Below are 25,918 nucleotides of genomic sequence, written 5' to 3'. Positions count from 1 at the left end.
AATAACTGTATTTAATTAATAAAAAGGAAAAAATTGCTTAAAAAGCAAAAAAATCAGCCATAACGACTATTGGCGGCACGCCTTTTGCAAAATTAATAGCAACCAGCGCTTATTGTTTCAACTTTAGTTGAGCGTTGACACTGCCACGCATCAAGCAAGCGGTACTTTTTGCACTTAATTAGTGCAGCTCATGCACGCTTATGGAGAAGCTACCATGCCAGAACGACTGCTCATGGATACCTCACTCATTGATTCCCTTTGGGTGTTATGGGCCGCCGCCTTGGTCTTTGTTATGCAGGCCGGCTTTTTGTGTATCGAAGCAGGCACCACGCGCAGCAAAAACGCCATCAACGTCGCGATGAAAAATATCGCCGATTTTGCCGTCGCCATCAGCGTCTTTTGGCTAGCAGGTTTTGGGATTATGTTTGGCGCCTCTCAATCTGGCTGGTTTGGCACCTCGCACTTTGGCTGGGCGTTATCGGCTAACGAGAGCTGGCTACTCACCCTGTTTATCTTCCAAGCCATGTTTTGCGCCACGGCCGCCACCATCGTGGCAGGTGCCGTGGCGGAGCGCATGCCATTCATTGGCTATCTTTGGCTCTCTTTCTGGGTGGCCATACTGATTTATCCCTTTTTCGGTCATTGGGCATGGGGCGGTGTCGCGAGCGGCAATCCCGGTTGGCTAGAAGCCTTAGGATTTGTTGATTTTGCCGGTGCCACGGTCGTCCACAGCGTCGGCGGCTGGGTTGCCCTGGCAGCCGTGATTTTTATCGGGGCGCGTCGGGGACGCTTTCACAAAGATAAACCGCCAACCTATTTCCCGGCCGGCAATCTCCCCCTCGCCATGCTTGGCGCTTTGTTCATGATTTTAGGCTGGTTCGGTTTCAACGGTGGCAGCACGCTTGGGATCGACGCACGCATCCCTGGCATTCTGGCTAACACTATTTTAGGTGCTGTTGGCGGTATTCTATCGGCGTTACTTATCGGTTGGCGGGTACGACGTTATGCCGATGTCATGTATGCGCTTAATGGAGCCATCGCCGGCCTGGTGGCGGTAACTGCGGGGGCGCACGTCATTTCACTCGGTGCGGCTTTCTTTCTCGGGGCAGTAAGCGGCGTTCTGATGGTCTTTGCCAATGAATGGCTGCTTAAAAAGCACATTGATGATGCTGTCGGGGCCATCCCCGCCCATTTGGTGTCTGGTATCTGGGGCACTTTGGCGTTCGTGTGGTTTGCCGACCTTCCCGCACTGGGCACTGGCCTCTCTCGTAGCGCGCAATTTGGGGTGCAGCTATTTGGGGTCGTCGCCTGTGGTTTGTGGAGCTTTGGTATCGCCTGGCTGCTTTTGCGTATTACCGCCACTTTTTTACCGCTACGTGTCAGCTGGGAAGCGGAAAAAATGGGCCTCAATCTTGCCGAGCACGGCGCCACCAACGAGTTAGCACAACTACTCGCACATATGCGTCATCATGAACAACAAGGCGATGTTCAAGCGCGTATTGATGCCGACCCTTTTACCGAAGTCGGCGAAATTGCGACAAGTTATAACCGCGTGTGCGCCGCCATGGAAAGCGCTGTGGCGCATACCCGCGTGATGCTGAGAAACCTGCGTGACGGTGTGATTACCTGGCAAGCCGATGGCACGGTTACAGGGTTCAACCCAGGCGCCGAAAAGCTGTTTGATGTAAAAGCAACAGCGCTTATCGGCAAGCCCGTTACGAATATTTTGTCCGACATCACGCTTGCTCCCGGTAGCCGGGGCGAACTCAAGCTGCGTACCGCCACGCAAGAAGTTCGCTATCTTGAAATTCAGATCAGCGAAGGTGCTGATGGTTCGGCGTCGGAACACTCCGGCATGGTCAGGGACATCACGGAACAACGCTTACTTCAGGAACAGTTAAACCGTGAACGCGACCTAGCGCGTACGACACTTGCCTCCATTAACGACGGCGTTATCACAACTGATGCTAGCGGCTGCATCACCTTCATCAATGCCGAAGCCCGCCGCCTAACCGGCTGGCAGCTTGATGAAGCCCAGGGAAAACCGATTCATCAGATTTATCGCCTAGCTGACGAAGAAAGCGGCACGCACCTCGCCAACCCTGCCCGCCTAGTGCTCAATCATGGTAAATCATTACAGTCTGACACTCACTGCTTGCTGCTGAACCGCGATGAAGGTCGCACCCCCATCCAAAACAGTGCTGCCCCAATTCGCTCTCAGGAAGGTTTAACCCTCGGTGTTGTGGTGGTATTTCAAGATGTAAGCCTTACCCGCGATTTATCGGCTCAACTAACCTATCAAGCTAGTCACGATGCGCTGACGGGATTAATGAATCGCCGCGCGTTCGAAACCACATTAGCAACGCTGCTTGACGCCAACGACGGTTGCGACCACGTACTCTGCTATATCGATCTTGACCAGTTTAAAATCGTCAACGATACCTGCGGGCACTTGGCGGGAGATGAGCTTTTGCGCCAAGTCGCACAAAAGATGAAATCCCATGTGCGTGGCAGCGATACCGTCGCTCGTTTAGGCGGTGATGAATTCGCCATATTTCTACCAAACTGCCCGCTTTCCAATGCCTCCCGGATTACCGAAGCGCTGCGGAAAGAGATTGAGAGCTACCGTTTTGCTTGGCAATCTCATACCTTCAGCATTGGCACCAGTATTGGCATTGTGCCCATCGTCTCAGGCGCACCCATGTCACTCAACCAAGCGCTCCAGGCGGCCGATATCGCCTGTTATGCGGCCAAAGAATCGGGGCGTAATCGTGTGCATTGCTATGAACGTAGTGATAGCACTCTGATGGAGCGCCATGGCGAGCTACAGTGGGTACAGCGCTTACAACGTGGGTTAGATGCAGATGCTTTTCGTCTCTTTGCCCAGCCTATCGTCGCGGTCAGCGCCAATACGCCAGCTTACCATGAAATTTTGTTGCGCCTTGAAGAGAACGGGCAAATCATCAGCCCCGGTAGTTTTTTGCCTGCGGCAGAGCGCTACCATCTGATGCCAAAAATTGACCGCTGGGTAGTGAAAAACACCCTCGCCTGGTTAAGCGATTACTACCGCCAAGCAGCCCCTGATGCACTATCATGCTGGGGGATTAACCTTTCCGGCGCATCGTTATCCGATCCGGCCTTTTGCGAAGACCTGATTAAGCAGGTAACCAAGGCCAACCTCCCATCAGGCTCACTCTGCTTTGAAGTCACCGAGAGCGCCGCTATTGCACAACTCTCTCGCGTTAGCGAACTGATCATCCAACTCAAAGCATTAGGCTGTTACTTTGCTCTCGATGATTTTGGCACTGGCCTATCATCGTTTAGCTACTTAAAGCAGCTGCCGGTCGATTTTCTTAAAATAGATGGCCATTTTATCCGCCACATTCATCAAGACCCGATTGATCGTGCCATGGTGGAAGCCATTCACTCCGTGGGAAAAACACTCAATATCGCCACTATTGCTGAATTTGTCGAAACGCAAGCAACACTCGAAGTGTTGGTTGAGCTCAACATCGACTACGCACAGGGGTACTTATGGGGAAAACCGCAGCCACTAACAGCGCTTGCCCAGGCAGACATAAAAATGATGCCACGCTAAAACGTAGACACGCAAAAAACATCCAGGAAGGCAATGGATTTAAAGCAAAGAGGAAAAATAAGGGAATAACAGGAGAGAAAAGAAAGGTAATGGGGTGGATGATGGGGATCGAACCCACGACCACCGGAGCCACAATCCGGGGCTCTACCACTGAGCTACATCCACCATAACCTAGTTTTTTACAAAATGTGCTTATAAAGCGCTTTATGGGGTGGATGATGGGGATCGAACCCACGACCACCGGAGCCACAATCCGGGGCTCTACCACTGAGCTACATCCACCATAAAAGCAAATTTGAACAGGTGCGACTGGCGCGCCCAGCAGGATTCGAACCTGCAACCTACGGCTTAGAAGGCCGTTGCTCTATCCGATTGAGCTATGGGCGCACTCGCGAAATCTTGTTAGACCAAGCCTGAATAGATCGAACGCTTAACAGGAATTAATCTAAACAGATTGAAAGCACTAAACCACAACTTGGAAAAGCAAAACACCACCTTCCACGTTAGGTATGGTCGGGATGGAGGGATTCGAACCCCCGACATCCTGCTCCCAAAGCAGGCGCGCTACCAGACTGCGCTACATCCCGAATTAACAACCTAGACGTTGCCGCATGGCTCGCCTCAAGCGAGGCATATATTACGTTTTTTAATTTTAAAGTCAACCACTAATACGCGAATACATTATCTTGCTTTGCCTTACCGCCCTGGCATGCGAAAATTACATCACCAAGTGCTTTTACATCCAGGCTTTTTTTCACTGACGGGGATTGCATTAATGACCGCCCAACTCATCGATGGTAAAGCCATCGCCGCTGACGTACGCGAAACCGTGACGGCTAATATTAAAGCGCGCCTTAACACGGGCGCTCGAGCGCCGGGTTTAGCGGTTGTACTGGTGGGCGCTGATCCTGCATCTCAAATCTATGTGAACAACAAGCATCGCGCTTGCGAGAAAGCCGGCATTCACTCCTTTCAACATGAACTGCCCGCCACCACTACGCAAGAAGCGCTTGAGGCGCTGGTCGATCAACTCAATGCAGATCCGGCAGTGGATGGTATTTTGGTCCAGCTGCCGCTTCCTGATCACATGGACTCGCGCCCAATCCTAGAGCGTATTCTGCCCAGCAAAGACGTTGATGGTTTTCACCCTTACAACCTTGGCCGCCTCGCGCAACGCACGCCTGCTCTACGTCCGTGTACGCCCAAAGGCATTATGACCCTACTGGAGAAAAGCGGTTTGCCCGTGCGTGGCCTTGATGCCACGGTCATCGGTGCCTCCAACATTGTCGGACGCCCAATGGCATTAGAGCTTATGCTCGCCGGCTGCACGACAACCGTATGCCATCGCTTTACCCGCGATTTAGCCGATCACATCCAGCGCGCGGATTTGGTTGTTGTTGCTGTGGGCAAGCCCGGCATCGTCAAAGGTGAATGGATCAAACCTGGCGCAATCGTGATAGACGTGGGTATTAACCGCCAAGATGATGGCCGCTTGATTGGCGACGTCGACTTTGAAGCAGCTGCCGCACGCGCGAGCTATATCACTCCCGTCCCTGGCGGCGTTGGTCCAATGACCGTTGCCACCCTGCTGGAAAATACCCTTGAAGCCGCTGAGCAACACGACCCTTCAGGGATCACGATACAAACATAACCCTCGCGCCTTTAAAAACCAGGGGCAGGTTAGACGCAACAGATAACGGAGACGAATTTGTGAAGCGAATTGGAATCATCGGCGCCATGGCGCAAGAAGTGGCTATTCTGGCCGAACAGCTTACCAACGCTGAGCGCCACGACCATGCCGGTTTTACGTTTTATCGCGGCGAGCGCCACGGTTTGGACGTGATTATTCTGCAGTCCGGTATCGGTAAAGTAAACGCGGCGGTTGGCACGGCTGTACTACTCGAGCGCTATCAACCTGAGGCCGTGATAAACACCGGCTCAGCAGGTGGCTTTGCCATGGAATTGGCCATTGGCGATGTGATTATTTCTGACGAAGTTCGCCATCACGACGTCGATGTAACTGCCTTTGGCTATGAAATGGGCCAAGTGCCGGGCATGCCCGCGGCGTTCGCGGCAGACCCAGGGCTGCGCAATGAAGCGCGCCGCGCCGTTCAAGCGCTAAATGAAGTCAACGTCAAAGAAGGCATGATCGCTACCGGCGACAGTTTCATGGCAGACCCAGAACGCGTCGAGCGAACGCGCACGCTTTTCCCTACCATGCTCGCCGTGGAAATGGAAGCCGCCGCCATCGCCCAAACCTGTCACCTTTTCGGGTGCCCCTTTGTGGTCATCCGTGCGCTTTCTGACATTCCGGGCAGCGGTGACAACCATCTCTCTTTTGAGGAGTTTCTGGATATCGCCGCCGCGCATTCGTCAAAAATGGTCGATCAGATGTTGCGTCAGATAGGCTCAGCCTAACGCGCCGAGGGCGCCATAGGTTAGTTCACTTGCTTCCAGGCCAATGTTTCCCCTGCTTGCAACGGCACGATACGCTGACCGTCCCCATACGGGTAGCTCTCAGGTAGCTGCCAAGCCTGGCGCTCCAGCGTAATGCTATCGGCATTAGCGGACAGGCCATAAAAACGCGGGCCATTCAGGCTAGCAAAGGCTTCTAGGTGCTCAAGGGCGCCTGCTTGCTCGAACGCCGTTGCATAAAGCTCAATCGCCGCCGGTGCAGTATAGGCGCCAGCGCAGCCGCAGCTTGATTCTTTAGCACCTTGGGCGTGCGGAGCGCTGTCCGTGCCGAGGAAAAACTTAGCATTGCCCGACGTGGCCGCCTTTAGTAATGCTTGGCGGTGGCGCTCGCGCTTAAGAATCGGCAGGCAGTAATAGTGTGGACGAATGCCTCCCACCAACATCTGATTGCGGTTAAAGAGAAGATGGTGCGCTGTCATTGTCGCTGCCACATTATCCGGGGCTTGCGTGACAAACTCAGCCGCCTGCTCGGTGGTGATGTGCTCGCAAACCAGCTTTAGCGTGGGGTGACGCTCAAGAAGCGGCTTCAACACGCGCTCGATAAAGACCGCTTCACGGTCGAAAATATCAATATCGCTATCGGTCACTTCGCCATGTACCAAAAGCGGCATCCCCGCTTTAGCCATCGCCGCTATGGTGGCATCGCAGTGGCGAAGATCCGTTACGCCGGAGTCAGAGTTGGTCGTCGCGCCTGCCGGGTACAGCTTTACGGCTTTGATAACACCGCTTGCCAGGGCACGCTCGATCTCTTCAGGTGGCGTGGTATCGGTAAGATACAGCGTCATCAGCGGCTCAAAAGCACTTCCGTCTGGTAGTGCTTGCAAGATACGCTCGCGATACGCCAGCGCCTGTTCCGTGGTTGTCACCGGTGGTGTTAAATTGGGCATGATAATAGCGCGCCCCATTTGCGCGGCACTGTGCCCAACCACAGCGTTCAGCGCGTTGTCATCGCGTAGGTGAAGGTGCCAATCGTCGGGGCGCGTTAAAGTAATGGTTTCCACGTCGGTTCCTATTAGTCTGCTACAAATCAATAAACAATCGAGCGCACAGTATACCCAATCCCCGCATGGGTGAAATCGCCGCACTGATCAGCCCCACAGCGCCAGTCAATTGTCGTATCATTGTCTCATCAAACGCTCGTAAGGAAAGAAGCTTTATGCATAACGTGAGGCGCTATGCGGATGTCATCGCTAGCCTAGAGGGGCTTATGTGGCTTGCGCTGGGATGGTCCATCACCCTCTCGATCTATCAAGGCAACCCAGAGCCCACGCTCGCTGCCATACTGTTGATCGCCACGTTAGTGTTTTTCAGCTGGGTACATCGCCCTTTTCGGCTACTCATACGCCGCTACCACGTGCGCAAGCGACGTACGGATATGTGGATTCACCTACTCGGCCTGCCACTACTTCTGGCTATGTTTTTCCACATCTTGCTCGACGCCCTATTTGGCGGGGCGTGGCTACCGCCCAAAATGTTAGCGGTGAATATTCTCGCCTCTGCCGGCTGGCTCACTTTCGTTGTGACGCTGCTGGTGAAGTTTGTCATTCATAGCGTCAAAAGTGCTAAGAAAGCCTAATGCCCACCGAACTGCTATTGCCACTCTCCACACCTAACCGCAACCTGGTACGCTTGACCATCGTTCGCGGTATTACGTGGACGGGCTTCCTCATCGCGATTATTGTCGGCGTCGAGCTACTTGCCTTTGAGCTGCCCGTACTGGCCGTGGTCAGCGTTGTGATTGCCATGGGTGCACTCAATATCATCACCTGGTGGCGGTTGGGGCGGCCACGCGCGGTCGACCATAGCGAGTATCTTCTCCACCTTCTCGCGGATATCGCCGGTCTCACGCTACTGTTCTATTTTACCGGCGGGGCGACGAACCCGTTTGTCACCTATTACCTCGTACCTGTCACAATCGCCGCGGCAACGTTGCCCTGGCGGCATTCATGGATCATCGCGCTAGTGGCCATGACAGGTTATAGCCTTCTGATGTTTCACTACCACGCCATACCCCAACTAGGCCATATCAATAGCGATAGCCCCTTAAGTCTGCACGTATTGGGTATGTGGCTTAATTTTGGCCTTTCAGCTGGGCTAGTGACCTTTTTCATTTACAAGATGGCGGACGCGTTGCGACGTCGCGACCAGGCGCTTTCACGCACCCGCGAAGCGGCACTGCGAAACGAACAAGTGCTGGCGGTAGCCACTCAAGCGGCGGGAACCGCCCATGAACTCGGCACGCCGCTTTCCACTATGGCGGTGCTGCTTAACGAAATGGAAAACGAAGTCGATGCCAGCTCGCCGCTGGGAGAAGACATTGCACTTCTGCGCCGGCAAGTGGATACCTGCAAGTCTCGTTTACAGCATTTAGTTTCTCATGCCGACCGTCGGCGTATGGCGGTGCCTGAGGTGCGCGATGCGCAACAGTGGCTGGCCGAGGTAGTTCAGCGCTGGCTAGTTCTGCGCCCGGACGTTAGCCACCAGCTAGATGTCGCTGAACGTCGTGGACGCCCTTGGCTTGCGGTCGATGCGACCCTTGACCAAGCACTCACCAACTTGCTCAACAACGCCGCCGACGCGAACCCAGAGCAAATTGCCATCCGCCTTGATTGGCAGGATGATAGCGTCATCATTGATATTCGCGACCATGGGCCGGGTATTTCGCTCTCCATTGCCGATCAATTAGGCGATACTTTTGTGTCCACCAAAAGCAAAGGCATGGGTATTGGCCTATTTCTCACTCATGCAACAATCAATCGCTTAGGCGGAGGGGTGAGCCTGTATAATCACCCGGAAGGTGGGACGTTAACCGAGGTAATTTTGCCGCGCAGCTCACCCCCATCGACTTAATATTTGCAACGCCCCGCTGATGACTTACTGAGGACGCTATGCCTACCATAACGACATCGACACGAGACCAACGCCTGCTCATCATCGATGACGACGAAATGTTTTGTCATGTGTTGAGTCGGGCATTAACTCGCCGCGGCTACCAGGTGAGCGTTGCACACGATGCTGACCAGGCGCTTACGCTAGCAGCCTCAGAAATGCCCACCATGGCGACCCTGGATTTAAAGCTTGAGCAAAGCTCGGGGCTAAAGCTTTTGCCAGGCCTATTGGCTGCCTCACCCAAGTGCCGGGTAGTGGTATTGACCGGTTACTCCAGCATTGCAACGGCGGTTGAGGCGATCAAGCTAGGTGCGGTCAACTATCTGTGCAAACCAGCCGATGCCGATGATGTGCTCAATGCCTTTGAGCGGCAAGAAGGCGACCCGGATGCCGAGGTGGCAGAGAACCCACCGTCAGTCAATCGCATCACGTGGGAGCATATTCAAAAGGTCTTGCAAGAGCACGATGGCAATATTTCGGCCACAGCCCGCGCTTTAGGCATGCACCGCCGCACGCTACAACGCAAATTGCAAAAACGCCCCGTCAGACGCTAAAACCCCGCTAGTGAGCGGGGTTGCGTCGAATACTCGCCTACCAATACGTAGGGTTATTGTGCCGTCCAGCCCAAATCGATATTCCAGCTTGAGCCGGTCACCGCGCCGGCCATATCTGAGCTTAAATAGGCAACCATCTCCGCCACTTCGGCAGGGTCGATTAAGCGCTTGACCGCCGCATTTTTGAGCATGATCTTCTCAATCACTTCCTGCTCTTCCATGCCATGCATTTTGGCTTGATCAGCGATCTGATTATCCACTAGCGGCGTTTTCACATAGGCGGGGCAAATAGCATTGGCGGTAATTCCCTGCTCGCCACCTTCTAACGCGGCCGTTTTGGTAAGGCCAATCATCCCATGCTTGGCGCTGATATAAGCAGATTTACCCGGTGAGGCCACCTGCGCATGCACAGAGGCCACATTAATAATGCGTCCCCAGCCTCCCTCGCGCATGGAAGGCCAAGCGGCTTGAGAGAGAAGAAAAGGCGCAGTAAGCATCAAATCGATGATTTGACGCCATTTCTGCTCAGGAAACTCTTCAATCGGCGCCACGTGCTGAATGCCTGCGTTATTCACCAGGATATCAACTCCCCCAAAGCGCTTAACGGCCTCATCAACAGCAGCACGGCACGCATTCGGATCGGTGAGATCCGCTTTGAAAAACGCAGCGCCAGCGGCTTCCGCGATATCTTTACCTGCCGGGTTATAGTCAACGGCTAACACTTGATGGCCCAGATCACAAAACTTTTTGACCACGGCTTCACCAATGCCGCTGCTTGTCCCAGTTACCAAGGCGACACGGGGTGTTGTATTGTTCGTTGCTGTCATAAGCTGCCTCTTAATGGCTAATGCGAAAAAAGCATTGGGTGTATTTCTGTGGTTTTACTCTCTTACTGTTTTTCTCTATTACATAAGCTGCCTGGCTTACGCGCTTGGCTTCATCAAGCGCTCCATCAGTTGTTGCGCGAGCTGCGCCGCTTCTTGCATGCTTTCGATTCCACGCAAATCGTCTAAGATAATTCTCTGGTACCAGGCGACGCCTTCTAGCGGGCAATGCTGCAAGCGATAGTGCCCCGACGGCAAATGGAGTAAAAGCGTATCGGGTGGGTGCTGCAGCTTTTCTGGCTCGGGTATTGCGATTAGCGATAATGCACATGGGCTAATCAATGCTCCCACGAGCCCTTTCCCAGCTAGTGCATCATCTTGCCAACGCTGAAAGCATAGAGCATCGACGCCAAGCTTAGGATTATATTCCGGCTTTTTTTTCAACGTCTTAAGGTGAGCATCTCGATAGCGTCGTGCGCGCTCTGAAAGCGTGACGTATTCATCTGCCGTTAATGTTTGCATACCCATGGGCTCTCATCTCCCGCCTCTACCTCAACACAATGGAGGCCATAACTCAGTTTAATCACCCACGTAGCACAGTGCTATTGGAGAAAGGTTAAGGCGTGGTTCACAATACAACCTAAACAAATCGTTCTAAATAGGAGTTTTTATATGTTCGTAGTGATTTACGGTCGCCTTTCCTGCCCGTTTTGTGTCATGGCCAAGCGCCTCGCCGAACAGCTTGAAGAAAGCGGCAAAATAGACGGCGTTCGCTACATCGACATGCCCTCGGAAGGGATCACCAAAGAAGACATTGCCAAAACGGCAGGTAAAGCCATCCATACCGTCCCTCAGGTATTCGTTGATCAAGAGCACATCGGCGGCTTTACTGAATTCGAGCAGTTTGTGCGCCAACACCCTGCGCTTTCTGCTTAAAACCCGTCCAGGCGTTTACGTGCGTTGAACGCGACTTTTTTGCCTTGCCTATAATGACCCAAACCGCCATTTCTATTGGCGCTGACACGGCATATTAGGTGAGGATAATTCATGCTCTCCCCCAACGCGCACCATCGGGTGACACAGCGCGAGGCGTTCCTGCAAGAGCTGTGGCTTGATTACGTACATACGCACCCAGACATTGCGGCGTTACGCCTTTGGCCAACCGACACGCCTCCCGCCTATTTCACGCTACTCACACTCAACCATGGCGCCTATGACATAAGCCATCTCACGCCGGCGCTGACGCGTCTGGGATATGAAGCGGTGAGTCATTATGCGATGGCCGACAAAGGGCTTTTAGTCACCTTACTGGCTCCCGAAAATGGCGGAAGCTGGTTAGTCTTGGCGGAGCTACAAACCGGCACGTTATGCAAAGCCCCTCGCGATGCGCTTATCGCCCTCATGCAGCAAGCACCGACAACAGAGAGCGAAACACATACGCTTTTTCATCAGGGCCGCCCCTGGCCGATGCCAACATGGCGGCTCTACCAAACCCTCTATGAAGCGCACCCACTGGCGGCTTGGCTTTCTGTCATGGGACCACGCCTTCACCATGCGGGGTTTGATTGCCAACAGCTAGGAGTGTCACTGCCCACGCTCGACCAACAAGTGCGTGAGGCAGGATTGATCGGAGGCGACAGTTTGCAGCACGGTGTTTTTCCGGTATCGAACCTACTCGATCACCGCTTCTACCTCACCACCGCGCAAAAAACCGTGTTTGCCGAAGGCGATGAGCACCGTGTCTGTTTAGGCGGCTTGGCGCTGGTACAAAAACACGTCAGCGATGGTTACGAGCAAGTCGCCGAGCTTTTGCTGCCCCACCACACTCGCTGCGAAATGGCGTAGGTGACGCTTCTTTACCTATGTGCCACCTAGGCCACCTACGCCTGAGCCATCGCTTTTACTCTGCCGTATGCCGTAACCTTAAGACGCCTCGACAAACGTCATTTCGGGCACATGGTCGGGCACAATCAGCTTTCCGGCCGTTTTCTCGACGATCTCTTCAACGCTGACGCCCGGAGCACGCTCTTTGAGAATAAAAGCACCGTCTTTAATTTCCAGATACGCCAGATCGGTCAGCACACGATTAATGCAGCCTGCTCCCGTGAGGGGTAGGTTACACTGCTCTAAAAGCTTCGACTCACCGTGCTTAGAGGCGTGGGTCATGGTGCAAATAATATTTTCCGCCCCCGCCACGAGATCCATCGCGCCACCCATGCCTTTAATCAACTTACCAGGGATCATCCAAGAGGCAATATTGCCGTTTTGATCGATCTCAAACGCGCCTAATACCGTTAAATCAACGTGGCCACCGCGGATCATGGCAAACGATTCCGCCGAGGAGAAAATCGCCGCGCCCGGGCGGGCGGTCACGGTCTGCTTACCAGCGTTGATCATGTCCGGGTCGAGTTCGTCTTCGGTCGGGAACCGCCCCATGCCTAATAAACCATTCTCTGATTGCAGCATAACGTCCATACCATCAGGAATGTAGTTAGCTACCAACGTCGGGATACCGATACCTAGGTTCACATAAAAACCGTCTTCTAATTCGCGGGCAACGCGCTGTGCCATTTGTTCACGTGTCAAAGCCATGGTGTCTTTACCTCTTATTGTCCCAAGACGTCGTATTGTCTCAAGATGGAAATCGATTTGAGCCTGTTTACGGGTATCGCTAAGCGTTAGCTATGTACGGTGCGCTTCTCAATACGCTTTTCGAAGGTGCCTTGAATAAGACGATCCACGTAGATACCCGGCGTATGGATTTGACTCGGATCGAGCTCGCCCGGCTCAACAATCTCTTCCACCTCGACCACGGTAATTTTGCCCGCTGTGGCCGCCATCGGATTAAAGTTCTGTGCAGTGTGGTGATACATGACGTTGCCGTACCAGTCAGCTTTCCACCCTTTTACAATGGCGAAATCACCGATGATGGCTTCTTCCATAATGTGCGGACGGCCGTTAAATTCGCGCACTTCTTTGCCATCGCCAATCGGTGTGCCGTAACCTGTGGCAGTATAAAAAGCGGGGATACCGGCACCACCAGCACGCATTTTCTCTGCTAACGTGCCTTGAGGGGTAAGCACCACCTCGATTTCGTCGTTGAGCATTTGCTGCTCAAACATCGCGTTTTCGCCAACGTAGGAGGCCAGAATCTTGCGGATTTGGCGATCTTCCAGCAAAAGCCCCAAACCAAAGCCATCCACGCCGCAGTTATTAGAAACCACGGTCAAATCTTTAACGCCGCGACGCTTGATTTCCGCAATCAAATTTTCCGGGATGCCGCACAGGCCGAAACCGCCCGCAATCACGGTCATTCCGCTTTCAATACCCTGCATTGCTTCTTCGTAAGAAGCGACACGCTTATCAAATCCTGACATGGTGGTTCCTCGCTTGTTGTTGGTTGATAACATCCCATGCACTGGACGAAGATGATTCATCGTTCGCTACGCCAGCGCTTACATGATGCCAGTGTTGTGCCAGAGCATATATTTGTTAAGTTTGTTTTTTTTATCAATTTATTTTTAAATCTTATCAATATTGCTCTACCTTCACATTCTTTGCTATGCACACACTTTCCTATTAGAGCGGTAAATTCTCAGCATGACCGTAAAACAGTTACGCGCATTTCTTGCTGTAGCGCAAACCTTAAGCTTCACTCAGGCCTGCGAGCGACTGCATTTATCGCAGCCAGCCCTAAGCCTCGCCATCAAAGGGTTGGAAGAAACGCTGGGGGGCAAATTGTTGATTCGCAGTACCCGCAGCGTGCGCCTAACCCCTGAAGGGGAATCGCTTTTACCGCTAGCAAAGCACTTGTTAGCACAGTGGGATAACACCGAAGAGCGCTTGCGCCAACGTTTCACACTTCAGCTTGGGCGTCTCAGCGTCGCGGCGATGCCGTCGTTTGCCTGCAACTTATTACCCGCCGCCCTGGTACAGTTTCGCCAGCAGTACCCCAAAATCAACGTTACCGTGCACGATGTCGTCAACGAAGAAGTAACCGATATGGTGCGTTCGCGGCAGGTGGAGATGGGCATCGCCTTTGCGCCGGAAGGCACCGGTAGCCTACTATTCACGCCATTGTTTGAGGATCATTTTGTCGCTGTAGTGCCACGCTCAAGCCGCCAAGCCCAGGCCACGCAACTTTCATGGGCGGATTTACTGACCCATGATTTTATTACGCTGCAGCGGCCTTCGCTGGTGCGTCGCTTGCTAGAGCAAGCCCTTCAACAACAAGAGATTGCCTTGCCCGTGGCGTTTGAGAGCCACCAACTCTCAACGGTTGGCCGTATGGTGGCCGATGGTTTGGGCGTCAGCGCCGTGCCTTCGATGTGCATCCAACAAATGCACGAACTCGGCGCACACTGCGTACCACTCACCACGCCTGGGGTTTCGTGTCGCGTCGGTATCTTGACCCAACAAGAGCTTTCCGTCGCTGCGCAAGCCTTGCGCGATGTTCTACTCGACACGGTTCAGGCGCCAAGTCTATGACGCACCGCTGTGAAGCACGGGCAATATCCATTAGCATTTACCCTTACAACAGAACGCTATTGGGGAAGCATCAGGCATGCCAATTGTTAAGGGGCTGATCAGCGCGTTGCTGCTCATGGTGAACACATGTTTCTGGGGCGTGCCGCTGATTGTACTCACGCTGCTCAAACTGCTTGCACCGACGCAAGCGCTAAAAGACATGATGCTCAAAGGCTTAAACGCCATCGCACTGAACTGGATTGGTTTTAATCTTTGGTGGATGCGCCACTGGTTAAAACCCACGCTAAGCGCAGAAGTACCGGATACCTTAAGCCAGGATCAGTGGTGGCTGGTGATCTCCAATCACCGCAGCTGGACCGATATTTTTATGCTGTTTATGGCACTGCATCGGCGCATTCCTATGCCGCGTTTTTTTCTCAAAACCCAACTGATTTGGATCCCCATTGTGGGGCTTGCCTTTTGGGCGCTTGAATTTCCCTTTATGCGCCGCTACACCCGGGAACAGATTGAGAAAAACCCCAAACTGGCCGACATCGACCGCCGCGCCACCGAACGTATGTGCCAGCGCGCGCGACACCACCCCCTCACCATCTTTAATTTTGTCGAAGGCACACGGTTTACGCCCGCCAAGCGCGACGCCCAGCAAAGTCCCTACCAACACCTGCTGCGCCCTAAAGCGGGGGGTGTTGCGCAAGTGCTTAACCTGATGGGCGATCAACTCGATGGTATATTGGATGTCACGATCAGCTACGAAAATCCAAACCCGACCTTTTGGGGGTACTTATGCGGGCAAGAGGCCCCTGTTACCCTTACTGCACGGCGGCTGGAAGTACCCGCTTGGATGCTAGATACTCACTACCACGCGCAATCGCAGCATAAGGAACGCTTCCACGCATGGATCAACACACTGTGGCAGGAAAAAGATGCGCAGTTAGACCGCCGAACCGATCACGATTAAGCCTTAGTAAGTTCGCACCGGTCGTCATCGCGGCGGTACTGGCACTAACCGGATGTGCCGGTAAGCAGAGTCAACCTGAGCGCGTTGACCGGCCCGTTAGGCAGGCGAATTCGATCAATGGCTACTGGGTGTCCATCCAACGCGGCGATACATTGGGCAAACTCGCGCACCGCGCCGATGTGCCCCTTGAACGCTTGCAGCGCTTTAACCCCAGCGCCGACACCCGCCGCCTTGCCGTGGGGCAAAAGATTTTGATCCCCACTCAGCGGGAACGCGCACCCTCCGGTGGGCCGTACCGCTACCAAGTGCGCCCGGGCGACACTTACGCCGCCATCGCCCGTCACTTTGGTACCAATAGTCGCCACATTCAGCGCGCTAACTCAGGCGTTTCCCCAACCGAGTTACGAGTGGGCCAGTTGATTAGCGTCCCGCTTTCTAGCGCTTCTGCAACAGCAAGCGCCAGCCGCCGTTCGTCAGGCCAAGCCGCGAAAGCGCCTAGCGGTTCTGCTAGCCCCCCCACCGCAAGCTCAACATCAGGTGGTTTGCCTGCTTCCGCGCGACGCTGGCCTTGGCCATTGGACGACTATCGCATTGTGCGCCGCTTTGGTGCGGATAGCCGCGGCACCCTGCAGCCGATGTTACTGGCCACCCAGGCCGGGGCTAAAGCCAAGGCCGTCGCCGCAGGAGACGTGCGCTTCGCCGGCAGCATGCGCCAGCTTGGCCAGGTTGTGATCGTACACCATCCGGATAACTTCCAGAGCGTGTATGCATTGTGCGATACGCTTCATGTCGATGAAGGCGTGCGCGTTAAGACTGGCGACATTTTGTGCGACGTTGGCCAAAACAGCAGCAATCAACGCTACGATTTACTCTTTGATATGCGCCAAGGGGGCAAACCTATTGATCCGAGAGAGGTACTCAAATAACCCCGTATCGCAGATTACCGACGACGCTTATCCGCGATAGTAACCCGGCGCCACAAAGGGAGTTTTCGTTACCGCCATGGGCAGCTTTTTGCCGCGCACCTCAGCATAGACCTGGGTATCAACGGCTTCAAAGTCGCGCTTTACGTATCCCATGGCGACCGGTTTACCCAGACTAGGACCGAACCCACCCGACGTAACCACGCCAATCTCGTTGCCATCCGCATCGACTAACGGCGCGCCCTCCCGCACCGGCGCGCGCCCTTCTGCCACAAGCCCTACCCGCTTGCGAGCGTGATCTTTCGCCTCTACCTGATGCAAGATCAGGTTAGCCCCGGGGAAGCCACCGTCGCGCTCGCCGCCATGGCGACGCGGTTTGCTAATCGCCCAAATAAGCCCGGCTTCCACCGGCGTGGTTTGGGTGTCCATATCATGGCCATAAAGGCAAAGACCCGCTTCCAAGCGCAGAGAATCGCGCGCGCCCAAGCCAATCGCCTCGACTTCGGACTCTGCCAGCAGTCGTTTAGCGAACGTTTCCGCAGCATCCGCCGAGACGGAAATTTCAAACCCGTCTTCGCCAGTGTAGCCGCTGCGGCTTATCCAAATTTCTTCGCCCGCAAGCTCACCTTCAGCCAACGTAAAGCGCGAATGCTGCATAAATACCAGCTCGCATGCTTGCGGACATAGCCGCGCCATCACCTCGGCCGCCTTTGGCCCCTGAAGCGCGAGCAGCGCGCGGTCATCAAGATACTCAATAGAATGGGTATTGCCTAAATTCGCGCGTAGGTGGGCTAAGTCTTGCTCTTTACACGCCGCATTGACCACTAAATAGAAATGATCACCGGCATTCACGATCATCAAGTCGTCTAGAATCCCCCCTTCGGTGCTAGTAAAAAGGCCGTAGCGCTGTGCGCCTTGTGGTAGGCCCACAATATCGGCCGGAATCAACGTCTCTAGGGCTTCTGCCACGTTATCGCCGCGTACAAGAATTTGGCCCATGTGCGAAACATCAAACAATCCACACTGAGCACGGGTGTGCTCGTGCTCTTTTTTCACCCCGAGCGGGTATTGCACCGGCATCTCATAGCCAGCAAAGGGCACCATCTTGGCCCCTAGCTCAACGTGTAGGGGGGAAAGCGGTGTCTGCTTCAAGTCGCTCATGTCGTTTCCTCATTGCTAGAAAAAAGAGCAGGAAGACACTGGCGCGCCTTCCCACTCTCAATATCGTGATGCTATGTCAAGACATTACGATGGCTTGTCGTGGTCCAGTTCTTCACCGGGCAGTATATTTTTACCATCGAAATAGTCTTTGGTCAGCTTGAAGACAACCGGTGACAGCAGTGCCAAAGCAATCAAGTTGGGAATCGCCATCATGGCATTGAAGACACTCGCCAGTACCCAGACAAGATTCAAGTTAGCCATGGCCCCCAGCGGAATCGCGATGATGAACAGCACCCGGTAGAGCGTGATCGAGCGGGTACCGAACAAGAACTGGAAGCACTTCTCACCATAGAAGGACCAGCCCAGGATAGTAGTAAAGGCAAAGACCGCCAGGGCAAAGGTCACCACGTACTCCCCAACTCCCGGCAGCGCCAGGTCAAAGGAAACCGCCGTCAAGCGCGCACCGGTCTCACCTCCATCCCACTCAACGCTGGTGAGAATAACCAGCGCAGTAATGGAGCAGACGATGATGGTATCGATGAAGGTACCCAACATGGCGATCAAGCCCTGCCTAATCGGGTTCTTGGTCTGCGCCGCCGCATGGGCGATGGGCGCGCTGCCTAGGCCCGCCTCGTTAGAGAAGATACCGCGTGCCACGCCAAACTGAATCGCCATTGCCACGCCAGCACCGGCGAAGCCCCCTGCCGCGGCGATAGGATTAAAGGCATGGTAGAAAATTAAGCTAAACGCCTCGCCGATTTGGCCAGCGTTGAGAATCAATACCAGGATACCCGCCAGCACATAGGCGATACCCATGATGGGCACCAGCTTACCTGCCACCTTGGCGATACGCTTGATGCCCCCGAGGATAACAGCACCGGCCAGGACCATGAGGATTAGGCCAGTAAGCCAATGTGGCACGCCTAACGACTCGCTGAGCCCTTCAGCCACCGAGTTGGACTGCACGGTATTGCCGATACCGAAGGCCGCTACCGCGCCGAAAAGGGCGAAGGCGCCGCCCAGCCACAACCACTTCTTGCCAAGGCCGTTCTTGATATAGAACATCGGTCCACCGACGTGATAGCCGGTGCTGTCGGTCTCGCGATAGCGCACGGCCAGCACCGCCTCGGCGAATTTAGTCGCCATGCCCACCAGGGCGGTGATCCACATCCAGAAGACCGCCCCCGGGCCACCCAGGAAGATGGCGGTGGCCACGCCGGCAATGTTGCCGGTCCCGATGGTAGCGGACAGCGCGGTCATCAGGGCATTGAAAGGCGATATCTCACCCTCTTCTTGATCTGTTTTCTTCTCGCCCGGTGCCAACTTCCGATCACGACCTTTCCACATTAGCTTGAAGCCAGTACCGAGCTTGCGGATCGGTATCAGCTTGAGGCCGAGCTGAAGGTAGATACCGACACCCAATAGAAGGACCAGCATGGGAACGCCCCAAACGATGCCTTCCACCGAGCTCAAGAATGTCATTAGTGGTTCCACGAGACTCTCCTTATAAACCTTTGCGGTTGTTTTATGTCATTGGTTTTGTAAGCAGGCGTGCTGCTGTTTTGCTACATTTACCGTGGTTATTCTGTCGCTACCATAATAGGCACTGTCGCGTAGCGCGTTTCAACGTTGTCACCACAAATTTACACACGACATTTTCATGTACCACATCGCTTTATTATGGTTTTCCTCACAGCCAAGGCGTTATTTATCAGCAAAACTCACTGTTCTAGGCAATGCCAATAGCAAGACCATCGTCATAAACTAAAACAACTGGCAGCAGTAGCAAAGGGGAAGACAAGAAATTTGTTTCCAAAAGGAAACAAGGTAATATGCGCACTACTTTTTGAGCGCTTAACCTCGGCATGAGAGCATGGGGTAAGTACGGTTGACCACTGTTTCATATAGGAAATCATCATGAGCCAAGTCCCGGGTAATCTCCAATACGCCGAAAGCCACGAATGGGTGCTGGATAACGGCGATGGCACCGTCACGGTGGGCATCACCGACCACGCCCAAGAAGCGCTGGGCGATGTGGTCTTCGTCGAGCTGCCTGAAGTGGGCCAAATGCTCAGTAAAGGTGACGAGTTTGGGGTGATTGAGTCGGTCAAAGCCGCTTCTGACCTTTACGCTCCCATCAATGGCGAAGTCGTCGAAGTGAATGAAGCCCTCGAAGACGCACCCGAAAATGTCAATGAAGCCCCTTACGAAGACGGCTGGATCATGAAAGTGCGTCTCGACGGCGCTGTCGAAGGCTTGCTAGACGCCGACGGCTACCAAGCTATAATCGACGCAGAAAGCTAAAACGCTTTCCCCACCACTGCCGCCTGCTGCATCCCATCATCGATCTCGCCAGCAGGCGTACTCGTTCGCCTGTCCTGTGTTTTCGTTTAGAACCGTCTTTGGATTACGCCCTATGTCTCACCGCCCTAATTCTTCTAGGTCACTGTCTTCTGTTTCTGGGTCTTTGGCGTCCCACCGCCTGGCCGATCTGGCCGACCATGACGCCTTTATCAAGCGCCACAACGGCCCTGATGACAGCGATACTCAGGCCATGCTCAACACACTGGGTGTTGCATCAATGGCGGATCTTATCGAGAAGACGGTCCCTAGCGATATTCGCCTCGGCCGGGAGTTGGCGCTTGATGAGCCACGCAGCGAATCGGAAGCACTGGACTACTTGGCGCAACTGGCACGGCAAAACCGCGTCGCGAAGAATTTTATCGGCCAGGGCTATTACGGCACCCACATGCCTGCGGTCATTCAGCGTAACGTGCTAGAAAATCCGGGTTGGTATACCGCTTATACGCCCTACCAGCCCGAGATTTCCCAAGGCCGTTTGGAAGGGCTGCTCAACTTTCAGCAGGTGGTGATGGATTTAACGGGCATGGAGCTAGCCAATGCCTCGTTGCTGGATGAAGCTACCGCTGCTGCTGAAGCCATGGCGCTGTGTAAGCGCGCCAACAAAAAGAATAAATCCAACGCGTTCTTCGTCGCCGACGATGTCTTCCCACAGACACTGGATGTACTCAAAACCCGCGCTGAATTCTTCGGCTTTGAGCTCATTGTGGCCCCTGCCGAAACTCTCAGTGAACACGACGTTTTCGGCGCGCTGCTGCAATACCCTGGCGATAGCGGTCAACTGCGCGACCTTGCTCCGCTTCTGAGTACAGCAGCTGAGCGCAATGTGATGACCTGTGTAACGGCGGACCTGTTAAGCCTAGTGTTGCTAAAAGAACCAGGCGCGCTTGGCGCTGATATCGTCGTGGGCAGCTCGCAGCGCTTCGGTGTCCCTATGGGCTTTGGCGGCCCACACGCAGCGTTTTTTGCCACCTCAGACAAGCTTAAGCGCTCAATCCCCGGCCGTATTATCGGCGTCTCCAAAGATACACGCGGCACCACGGCGCTACGCATGGCGATGCAGACCCGCGAGCAGCACATCCGCCGCGAGAAGGCGACCTCTAACATCTGCACCGCGCAAGCGCTTTTGGCCAATATTGCTGGCTTTTACGCCACCTACCACGGCGCCGACGGCCTGCGTACCATCGCCCACCGCGTACAGCGCTTGACCACGATTCTTGCTCACGGTCTCAAGCAAGCGGGCGTAGCCCTCGCGCACGATACCTGGTTCGATACGCTGCGCTTAACCGGCGTGGATAGCGGCAAGATTCACGGTCGAGCCATGACCCACGATGTTAATCTGCGCTTCTTCGCCGGCGGTGATGTGGGTATCAGCTTGGATGAAACCACGACCGCACACGATGTCGCGTTGCTGTTTGACGTGATCCTCGGTGATGAACATGGCCTATCCGTGGCGAGGCTAGATGAAAGCGTCGTCGCAGATGGCGTATCCGGGATTCCCCACGTCTGCCAGCGTGAAAGTGACTTTCTCACGCACCCGACGTTCAAACGCTACCGTAGCGAAACCGAGATGCTGCGCTACTTGAAACGTCTGGAAAACAAAGACCTATCGCTAGCGCATGCTATGATCCCGCTGGGCTCGTGCACCATGAAGCTGAACGCCACCAGCGAGATGATTCCGGTTTCCTGGCCGGCCTTCGCCCACCTGCACCCATTTGCGCCGCGCGATCAGGTGGCAGGCTACCACCAGATGATCGACGAGTTAGCGGCCTTCCTGGTCGAGATTACCGGCTACGACCACATCTCGATGCAGCCCAACTCCGGCGCTCAGGGCGAATACGCTGGCCTATTGGCCATTCGCCGCTACCAGGCCGCACAGAATGAAGCGCACCGCGATGTGTGCTTGATCCCCAGCTCCGCGCACGGCACCAACCCCGCGTCAGCCGCCATGCTAGGCATGAAGGTAGTGGTCGTTGAGTGCGATAGCGATGGCAACATCGACTTGGATGACCTCACCCAAAAAGCCGAGCAGCACCGCGATACATTGTCGGCGATCATGATCACCTACCCGTCCACCCACGGGGTGTTTGAATCCCACGTGTGCGCGGTGTGCGACGTAGTGCACCAGCACGGCGGGCAGGTGTACGTTGACGGCGCCAACATGAACGCCCAGGTCGGCATCACTCGTCCCGGCGATTTCGGCGGCGATGTTTCACACCTCAATCTGCACAAGACGTTCTGCATTCCCCACGGTGGTGGCGGCCCAGGCATGGGGCCGATTGGCGTCAAAGCGCATCTGGCACCGTTTGTGGCCAACCACACCGTCACCCCGATTGAGGGTGTGCAAGCAACCAGCGGCGCCGTCTCTGCTGCTGCCTTTGGCAGCGCCTCCATCCTGCCGATCTCTTGGGCGTACATCAAAATGATGGGCGCGCGCGGCTTGCGCGAGGCAACCGAGCTGGCGATCCTCAACGCCAACTACATCGCCAAGCGCCTGGAAGACAGCTACCCGGTGCTCTACAAAGGTGAAAATGGCACCGTCGCCCACGAGTGCATTATCGATATCCGCCCGCTAAAAGCCGCCTCAGGTATCAGTGAAGAAGACATCGCCAAGCGGCTGATGGATTACGGCTTCCACGCGCCGACCATGTCTTTTCCGGTGCCCGGGACGCTGATGATCGAGCCCACCGAGTCGGAGTCACGCTACGAAATTGATCGCTTCTGCGAGGCGATGATCCGTATCCGCGAGGAGATAGGTAAGGTAGAAAGCGGCGAGTGGCCACTGGAAAATAACCCACTGGTCAACGCCCCGCACACCATGGCGGATCTAATAGATGCAAGCTGGGAGCGTCCGTATAATCGCGAGATTGGCGCCTTCCCCACCGACGCAGTAAAAGCGGCGAAGTACTGGCCGGCGGTAAACCGCGTGGATAATGTCTTCGGCGACCGGCAGCTTATTTGCTCTTGCCCGACGATTGACGAGTACCACGACTAATTCGGCGTTTTGTCGTATACCTTTTCATGGCCACGCTGCTCTCGGAATCCCGAGAGCAGCTTCTCATAGCGCTTAGGTAATGTAGCGCCGCGACGGTGCACCAAGTAAAGCACTTCATCCACGCCATTGGCCAGGTTGAGCTCTTTAACCTGGCGCTGCCAAGGTGACGTTTCCAGCACCAACCGGGATACGACGGTAAATCCCAACCCCCGCGCAACGGCATCCAGCACCATGCTCACTTCGTTGGTAAAACCTTGGTGGCGAAAGTGCGCCATGGAGCGAAACGCATCGGGGTAATTTTCTTTCAACAGCATGGTGGCGTGATTGATGCCATCGTAATAGTTGATAAAGCCAATTCCCATCAGATCCGACAGTGTGCTTCCGGCAAAATCCGCCGGCACCACCAGGCACAACGGCTCTTTGAGCCAAACCTCGCAACTCAGCTCTGGATGCTTCACCGCTTCTGTCACAATGCCAATATCATAACGGCCATTGATTAAATCGGTGATGATTTCATGGTTGAACGCGAAGCTATAGTTGACCGTCAAATTGGGGCGCATTTGCTGCTGGCCCAAAATATAAGGGTAAAACATCAACCCCACGCTTCCTGGCGAAGCGATACGACACTCACCGCTATCCAGCGAATCATCATCGAGGCCGTGGCGAAACTGCTCATGCTCGGCAAAGAGCTTGAGGGCGTAATCGTAGGCCCGCCGACCGGCTTCGGTCAGGATAAAACGCCGCCCTTGGCGTTCTAACAGGGGTTTACCCAGGTAAGTTTCCAACTTGCGGATATGCTGGCTCACTCCCGGCTGGGTCATTTCCAGCCGCTGCGCAGTACGGGTAAAGCTACCCGTTTCTACCAGCGTGATGTAGGTACGAAAGTAGTACGCATTAAACATAGCGGCGAGCCAAAACGTGACAATGAAAGCGCTCAGCATAGTAGCACACTTGCACCACGCCTCGTGCCCACTCGCTGTATCCCGCGAAGCGTCGTGGTAATATTTCGTCACGTATTTTTGTTACGTTCGTCGCAACTTGTTTTACCCTTTTGTTTTCAAACACACTCTATCAGCACGTTGAATAAGCCCAGGATGGATAGCCCCACTATGAGCCATACCCCCCAGCCGCGCCCGACGCTGTCGAGCATCATCTCTCCCGAAGGCAGCCTCGAAGTGCTCTCACAGCACGAAGTGAATCGGCTGCACCGCACCTCGAAAAGCGGCCTGCACGAGTTGCTGCGCCGCTGTGCACTCGCGGTACTTAATTGCGGCAACCCAACCGATGACAGCCTGGCGCTCATGGAGGCATATAAAGATTTTGACATTGAAGTGCTACAACAGGATCGCGGCATTCGCTTAAAGCTCACCAACGCCCCGGCGGAAGCCTTTGTCGACGGCCACATGATCCGCGGTATCCGCGAACACCTATCGGCGGTGATACGCGACATTGTCTACGTCTACAACGAAATCCAGCAGCACAACCGCTTTGACCTCACCACCGGTGAAGGGACCACCAACGCGGTATTTCATATTCTGCGCAAGGCGGGCACGCTAAAGCCTAGCCGCGACCCAAGTTTGGTAGTGTGCTGGGGTGGGCACTCCATCTCACGCGATGAGTACGAATACACCAAAGACGTGGGTTACCACCTGGGGCTTCGCGATTTAGATATTTGCACCGGCTGCGGCCCCGGCGCAATGAAAGGCCCTATGAAAGGCGCCAACGTCGCTCACGCCAAACAGCGCCGCCGTGAAGGTCGCTATTTAGGTATTTCTGAACCGGGGATTATTGCTGCCGAAGCGCCCAACCCTATCGTCAATGAACTGGTGGTGATGCCGGATATCGAAAAACGCCTGGAAGCGTTTGTCCGCCTAGGCCACGGGATCGTTGTGTTTCCCGGTGGCGTCGGCACGGCAGAAGAAATTCTTTATCTCCTGGGCATTTTGCTTCACCCCAGTAATGCCGACATCCCTTTTCCCCTGATTTTCACTGGCCCAGCAGACTCAGCTGACTATTTTCAGAAAATCGACGAGTTTTTGGTCTACACCCTTGGCGACGCCGTACGTGACTACTACACGATCATCACGGGCAACCCCGTCGAAGTCGCGCGACAAGTGCGGCGTGGAGTGGATGAAGTCACCGAGTTCCGCCGCACCCATCAAGATGCGTTCTACTATAACTGGCGCTTAACCGTGGCACGGGATTTCCAAGCCCCCTTTGAGCCTACCCACGCGGCAATGCGCTCGCTAAAGCTCGATAATGATCAGCCAACCCACGAGCTTGCGGCCAATTTGCGCCGTGCGTTCTCAGGAATCGTCTCTGGCAACGTCAAAGAACAAGGCATTCTCGCCATCGAGGCCCACGGCCCCTTTGAGCTCACTGCCGCCCCCGAGCTGATGCGCCGCTTAGATGCCCTACTCAGTTCATTTGTGGCCCAAGGACGCATGAAGCTCGACGGCGACACCTACACACCCTGCTACATACTGAAATAGCGCACACTTAATAACACTAGCCTAGCTTAAGCTCGCCGATTCTGACCCGTATCGGCGAGCTACCGGCATCATCAAAATAGGCTCTTCGTCGTTGGGTGTGGAATTCACCCCCTGATCTGGGCCAGGATATGACCTCCACGACGACAGGAGGCATGGCATGGACGGCACACAGATTTTGACCCTCGGCCTGGGCTTGGAAG

22 protein-coding genes and 4 tRNA genes are annotated in these 25,918 nt (G+C 54.6%); 14 read left to right on the top strand and 12 right to left on the bottom strand.

Annotated elements, in window-relative coordinates; translation table 11 throughout:
• Positions 1-214 precede the first annotated feature (214 nt).
• Positions 215-3,598, top strand: a complete 3,384-nt coding sequence (gene amt, locus HZS81_RS08215; RefSeq protein ID WP_179930075.1) for an ammonium transporter — start codon at positions 215-217, stop codon at positions 3,596-3,598.
• Positions 3,599-3,688: 90 nt separating this feature from the next.
• Here amt and HZS81_RS08210 read toward each other — a convergent pair.
• From HZS81_RS08210 to HZS81_RS08195, 4 genes are all read right to left on the bottom strand, one after another.
• Positions 3,689-3,763: transfer RNA gene (locus tag HZS81_RS08210), tRNA-His, on the bottom strand.
• Between the two features lie 42 nt (positions 3,764-3,805).
• Positions 3,806-3,880: transfer RNA gene (locus tag HZS81_RS08205), tRNA-His, on the bottom strand.
• A gap of 28 nt (positions 3,881-3,908) precedes the next feature.
• Positions 3,909-3,985 (bottom strand) — tRNA-Arg (locus HZS81_RS08200).
• A gap of 123 nt (positions 3,986-4,108) precedes the next feature.
• Positions 4,109-4,185, bottom strand: a tRNA-Pro gene (locus HZS81_RS08195).
• Between the two features lie 188 nt (positions 4,186-4,373).
• Between HZS81_RS08195 and folD the strand changes: the two genes are divergently transcribed.
• Both folD and mtnN read left to right on the top strand, forming a co-directional pair.
• A complete protein-coding gene (gene folD, locus HZS81_RS08190; RefSeq protein ID WP_179930074.1) occupies positions 4,374-5,249 on the top strand; it encodes a bifunctional methylenetetrahydrofolate dehydrogenase/methenyltetrahydrofolate cyclohydrolase FolD in 876 nt (291 codons plus the stop codon).
• Positions 5,250-5,308: 59 nt separating this feature from the next.
• Complete coding sequence (gene mtnN, locus HZS81_RS08185) at positions 5,309-6,016, top strand: 5'-methylthioadenosine/S-adenosylhomocysteine nucleosidase (RefSeq protein WP_179930073.1); 708 nt, start codon at positions 5,309-5,311, stop codon at positions 6,014-6,016.
• A gap of 20 nt (positions 6,017-6,036) precedes the next feature.
• Here mtnN and pyrC read toward each other — a convergent pair whose 3' ends face one another.
• On the bottom strand, positions 6,037-7,074 hold the full coding sequence (gene pyrC, locus HZS81_RS08180) for a dihydroorotase (RefSeq protein WP_179930072.1): 1,038 nt from the start codon (positions 7,072-7,074) through the stop codon (positions 6,037-6,039).
• Positions 7,075-7,229: 155 nt separating this feature from the next.
• Here pyrC and HZS81_RS08175 point away from each other — a divergent pair, with 155 nt between their 5' ends.
• The 3 genes from HZS81_RS08175 to HZS81_RS08165 are packed head-to-tail and all read left to right on the top strand — an operon-like array spanning position 7,230 to position 9,516.
• Positions 7,230-7,649, top strand: a complete 420-nt coding sequence (locus tag HZS81_RS08175) for a hypothetical protein (RefSeq protein ID WP_179930071.1) — start codon at positions 7,230-7,232, stop codon at positions 7,647-7,649.
• Positions 7,649-8,923 carry an ATP-binding protein gene (locus tag HZS81_RS08170; protein WP_179930070.1) on the top strand — a complete coding sequence of 425 codons (1,275 nt, stop codon included), beginning with the start codon at positions 7,649-7,651 and terminating at the stop codon, positions 8,921-8,923. The genes HZS81_RS08175 and HZS81_RS08170 overlap by 1 nt, the downstream gene beginning before the upstream one ends.
• 38 nt (positions 8,924-8,961) lie before the next feature.
• Entirely contained in the window at positions 8,962-9,516 is a 555-nt protein-coding gene (locus HZS81_RS08165; RefSeq protein ID WP_179930069.1) for a response regulator transcription factor, read from the top strand.
• A gap of 53 nt (positions 9,517-9,569) precedes the next feature.
• Here HZS81_RS08165 and HZS81_RS08160 read toward each other — a convergent pair whose 3' ends face one another.
• Together HZS81_RS08160 and hybE are read right to left on the bottom strand one after the other, a co-directional pair.
• Positions 9,570-10,343 carry a 3-hydroxybutyrate dehydrogenase gene (locus HZS81_RS08160; protein ID WP_179930068.1) on the bottom strand — a complete coding sequence of 258 codons (774 nt, stop codon included), beginning with the start codon at positions 10,341-10,343 and terminating at the stop codon, positions 9,570-9,572.
• A gap of 96 nt (positions 10,344-10,439) precedes the next feature.
• The gene (gene hybE / locus HZS81_RS08155; RefSeq protein WP_338401829.1) at positions 10,440-10,868 is read right to left on the bottom strand and encodes a [NiFe]-hydrogenase assembly chaperone HybE; all 429 of its coding nucleotides are present in this window, start codon (positions 10,866-10,868) and stop codon (positions 10,440-10,442) included.
• A gap of 144 nt (positions 10,869-11,012) precedes the next feature.
• Here hybE and HZS81_RS08150 point away from each other — a divergent pair, with 144 nt between their 5' ends.
• A complete protein-coding gene (locus HZS81_RS08150) occupies positions 11,013-11,276 on the top strand; it encodes a GrxA family glutaredoxin (protein WP_179930067.1) in 264 nt (87 codons plus the stop codon).
• A 111-nt stretch (positions 11,277-11,387) separates the two neighbouring features.
• Positions 11,388-12,185 carry a VOC family protein gene (locus tag HZS81_RS08145; RefSeq protein WP_179930066.1) on the top strand — a complete coding sequence of 266 codons (798 nt, stop codon included), beginning with the start codon at positions 11,388-11,390 and terminating at the stop codon, positions 12,183-12,185.
• A 78-nt stretch (positions 12,186-12,263) separates the two neighbouring features.
• Here the strand turns inward: HZS81_RS08145 and HZS81_RS08140 are convergent, their stop codons facing one another.
• Positions 12,264-12,932 (bottom strand): CoA transferase subunit B, encoded by a 669-nt coding sequence (locus HZS81_RS08140; protein WP_179930065.1) that lies wholly within the window; start codon positions 12,930-12,932, stop codon positions 12,264-12,266.
• 86 nt (positions 12,933-13,018) lie between these two features.
• Positions 13,019-13,717 carry a CoA transferase subunit A gene (locus HZS81_RS08135; protein WP_179930064.1) on the bottom strand — a complete coding sequence of 233 codons (699 nt, stop codon included), beginning with the start codon at positions 13,715-13,717 and terminating at the stop codon, positions 13,019-13,021.
• Positions 13,718-13,940: 223 nt separating this feature from the next.
• Here HZS81_RS08135 and HZS81_RS08130 point away from each other — a divergent pair, with 223 nt between their 5' ends.
• The 3 genes from HZS81_RS08130 to HZS81_RS08120 all read left to right on the top strand — a co-directional run bounded on the left by HZS81_RS08130 (position 13,941) and on the right by HZS81_RS08120 (position 16,712).
• Positions 13,941-14,828 carry a LysR family transcriptional regulator gene (locus HZS81_RS08130; protein ID WP_179930063.1) on the top strand — a complete coding sequence of 296 codons (888 nt, stop codon included), beginning with the start codon at positions 13,941-13,943 and terminating at the stop codon, positions 14,826-14,828.
• A 76-nt stretch (positions 14,829-14,904) separates the two neighbouring features.
• Positions 14,905-15,786 carry an acyltransferase gene (locus tag HZS81_RS08125; protein WP_179930062.1) on the top strand — a complete coding sequence of 294 codons (882 nt, stop codon included), beginning with the start codon at positions 14,905-14,907 and terminating at the stop codon, positions 15,784-15,786.
• Positions 15,723-16,712 (top strand): LysM peptidoglycan-binding domain-containing protein, encoded by a 990-nt coding sequence (locus tag HZS81_RS08120; protein WP_179930061.1) that lies wholly within the window; start codon positions 15,723-15,725, stop codon positions 16,710-16,712. The genes HZS81_RS08125 and HZS81_RS08120 overlap by 64 nt, the downstream gene beginning before the upstream one ends.
• Positions 16,713-16,739: 27 nt before the next feature.
• Here HZS81_RS08120 and gcvT read toward each other — a convergent pair whose 3' ends face one another.
• Together gcvT and HZS81_RS08110 are read right to left on the bottom strand one after the other, a co-directional pair.
• Positions 16,740-17,870 carry a glycine cleavage system aminomethyltransferase GcvT gene (gene gcvT, locus HZS81_RS08115; RefSeq protein ID WP_179930060.1) on the bottom strand — a complete coding sequence of 377 codons (1,131 nt, stop codon included), beginning with the start codon at positions 17,868-17,870 and terminating at the stop codon, positions 16,740-16,742.
• An 84-nt stretch (positions 17,871-17,954) separates the two neighbouring features.
• Positions 17,955-19,352, bottom strand: coding sequence for an alanine/glycine:cation symporter family protein (locus HZS81_RS08110; RefSeq protein WP_179930220.1), 1,398 nt, complete (start codon positions 19,350-19,352; stop codon positions 17,955-17,957).
• Positions 19,353-19,787: 435 nt separating this feature from the next.
• Here HZS81_RS08110 and gcvH point away from each other — a divergent pair, with 435 nt between their 5' ends.
• Both gcvH and gcvP read left to right on the top strand, forming a co-directional pair.
• Positions 19,788-20,174 carry a glycine cleavage system protein GcvH gene (gene gcvH, locus HZS81_RS08105; RefSeq protein ID WP_179930059.1) on the top strand — a complete coding sequence of 129 codons (387 nt, stop codon included), beginning with the start codon at positions 19,788-19,790 and terminating at the stop codon, positions 20,172-20,174.
• A 112-nt stretch (positions 20,175-20,286) separates the two neighbouring features.
• A complete protein-coding gene (gene gcvP / locus HZS81_RS08100) occupies positions 20,287-23,226 on the top strand; it encodes an aminomethyl-transferring glycine dehydrogenase (protein ID WP_179930058.1) in 2,940 nt (979 codons plus the stop codon).
• Here the strand turns inward: gcvP and HZS81_RS08095 are convergent.
• Positions 23,223-24,128 (bottom strand): LysR family transcriptional regulator, encoded by a 906-nt coding sequence (locus tag HZS81_RS08095; protein WP_179930219.1) that lies wholly within the window; start codon positions 24,126-24,128, stop codon positions 23,223-23,225. The two genes, gcvP and HZS81_RS08095, sit on opposite strands and share 4 nt — an antisense overlap.
• 207 nt (positions 24,129-24,335) lie before the next feature.
• Here HZS81_RS08095 and ppnN point away from each other — a divergent pair, with 207 nt between their 5' ends.
• Positions 24,336-25,718: a nucleotide 5'-monophosphate nucleosidase PpnN gene (ppnN, locus tag HZS81_RS08090; RefSeq protein ID WP_277814981.1), complete on the top strand. Its 1,383-nt coding sequence runs from the start codon at positions 24,336-24,338 to the stop codon at positions 25,716-25,718.
• The last annotated feature ends 200 nt before the right edge of the window (positions 25,719-25,918 follow it).

It is taken from the genome of Vreelandella salicampi (assembly GCF_013415105.1).
Taxonomy (GTDB): domain Bacteria; phylum Pseudomonadota; class Gammaproteobacteria; order Pseudomonadales; family Halomonadaceae; genus Vreelandella; species Vreelandella salicampi.
Note: the sequence above shows the minus strand (reverse complement) of the source record. Positions and strands in the feature narration are given on the sequence as shown.

What these genes read in the sequence shown, in the direction of transcription:
- HZS81_RS08160 (WP_179930068.1), bottom strand. Translation starts at nt 10,343, where the DNA reads ATGACAGCAACGAACAATACAACACCCCGTGTCGCCTTGGTAACTGGG.
- HZS81_RS08170 (WP_179930070.1), top strand. Translation starts at nt 7,649, where the DNA reads ATGCCCACCGAACTGCTATTGCCACTCTCCACACCTAACCGCAACCTG.
- HZS81_RS08110 (WP_179930220.1), bottom strand. Translation starts at nt 19,352, where the DNA reads ATGACATTCTTGAGCTCGGTGGAAGGCATCGTTTGGGGCGTTCCCATG.
- HZS81_RS08125 (WP_179930062.1), top strand. Translation starts at nt 14,905, where the DNA reads ATGCCAATTGTTAAGGGGCTGATCAGCGCGTTGCTGCTCATGGTGAAC.
- gcvT (WP_179930060.1), bottom strand. Translation starts at nt 17,870, where the DNA reads ATGAGCGACTTGAAGCAGACACCGCTTTCCCCCCTACACGTTGAGCTA.
- gcvH (WP_179930059.1), top strand. Translation starts at nt 19,788, where the DNA reads ATGAGCCAAGTCCCGGGTAATCTCCAATACGCCGAAAGCCACGAATGG.
- HZS81_RS08165 (WP_179930069.1), top strand. Translation starts at nt 8,962, where the DNA reads ATGCCTACCATAACGACATCGACACGAGACCAACGCCTGCTCATCATC.
- HZS81_RS08140 (WP_179930065.1), bottom strand. Translation starts at nt 12,932, where the DNA reads ATGGCTTTGACACGTGAACAAATGGCACAGCGCGTTGCCCGCGAATTA.
- HZS81_RS08175 (WP_179930071.1), top strand. Translation starts at nt 7,230, where the DNA reads ATGCATAACGTGAGGCGCTATGCGGATGTCATCGCTAGCCTAGAGGGG.
- HZS81_RS08130 (WP_179930063.1), top strand. Translation starts at nt 13,941, where the DNA reads ATGACCGTAAAACAGTTACGCGCATTTCTTGCTGTAGCGCAAACCTTA.
- folD (WP_179930074.1), top strand. Translation starts at nt 4,374, where the DNA reads ATGACCGCCCAACTCATCGATGGTAAAGCCATCGCCGCTGACGTACGC.
- HZS81_RS08135 (WP_179930064.1), bottom strand. Translation starts at nt 13,717, where the DNA reads ATGTCAGGATTTGATAAGCGTGTCGCTTCTTACGAAGAAGCAATGCAG.
- amt (WP_179930075.1), top strand. Translation starts at nt 215, where the DNA reads ATGCCAGAACGACTGCTCATGGATACCTCACTCATTGATTCCCTTTGG.
- hybE (WP_338401829.1), bottom strand. Translation starts at nt 10,868, where the DNA reads ATGGGTATGCAAACATTAACGGCAGATGAATACGTCACGCTTTCAGAG.
- HZS81_RS08120 (WP_179930061.1), top strand. Translation starts at nt 15,723, where the DNA reads ATGGATCAACACACTGTGGCAGGAAAAAGATGCGCAGTTAGACCGCCG.
- HZS81_RS08145 (WP_179930066.1), top strand. Translation starts at nt 11,388, where the DNA reads ATGCTCTCCCCCAACGCGCACCATCGGGTGACACAGCGCGAGGCGTTC.
- ppnN (WP_277814981.1), top strand. Translation starts at nt 24,336, where the DNA reads ATGAGCCATACCCCCCAGCCGCGCCCGACGCTGTCGAGCATCATCTCT.
- HZS81_RS08095 (WP_179930219.1), bottom strand. Translation starts at nt 24,128, where the DNA reads ATGTTTAATGCGTACTACTTTCGTACCTACATCACGCTGGTAGAAACG.
- HZS81_RS08150 (WP_179930067.1), top strand. Translation starts at nt 11,013, where the DNA reads ATGTTCGTAGTGATTTACGGTCGCCTTTCCTGCCCGTTTTGTGTCATG.
- gcvP (WP_179930058.1), top strand. Translation starts at nt 20,287, where the DNA reads ATGTCTCACCGCCCTAATTCTTCTAGGTCACTGTCTTCTGTTTCTGGG.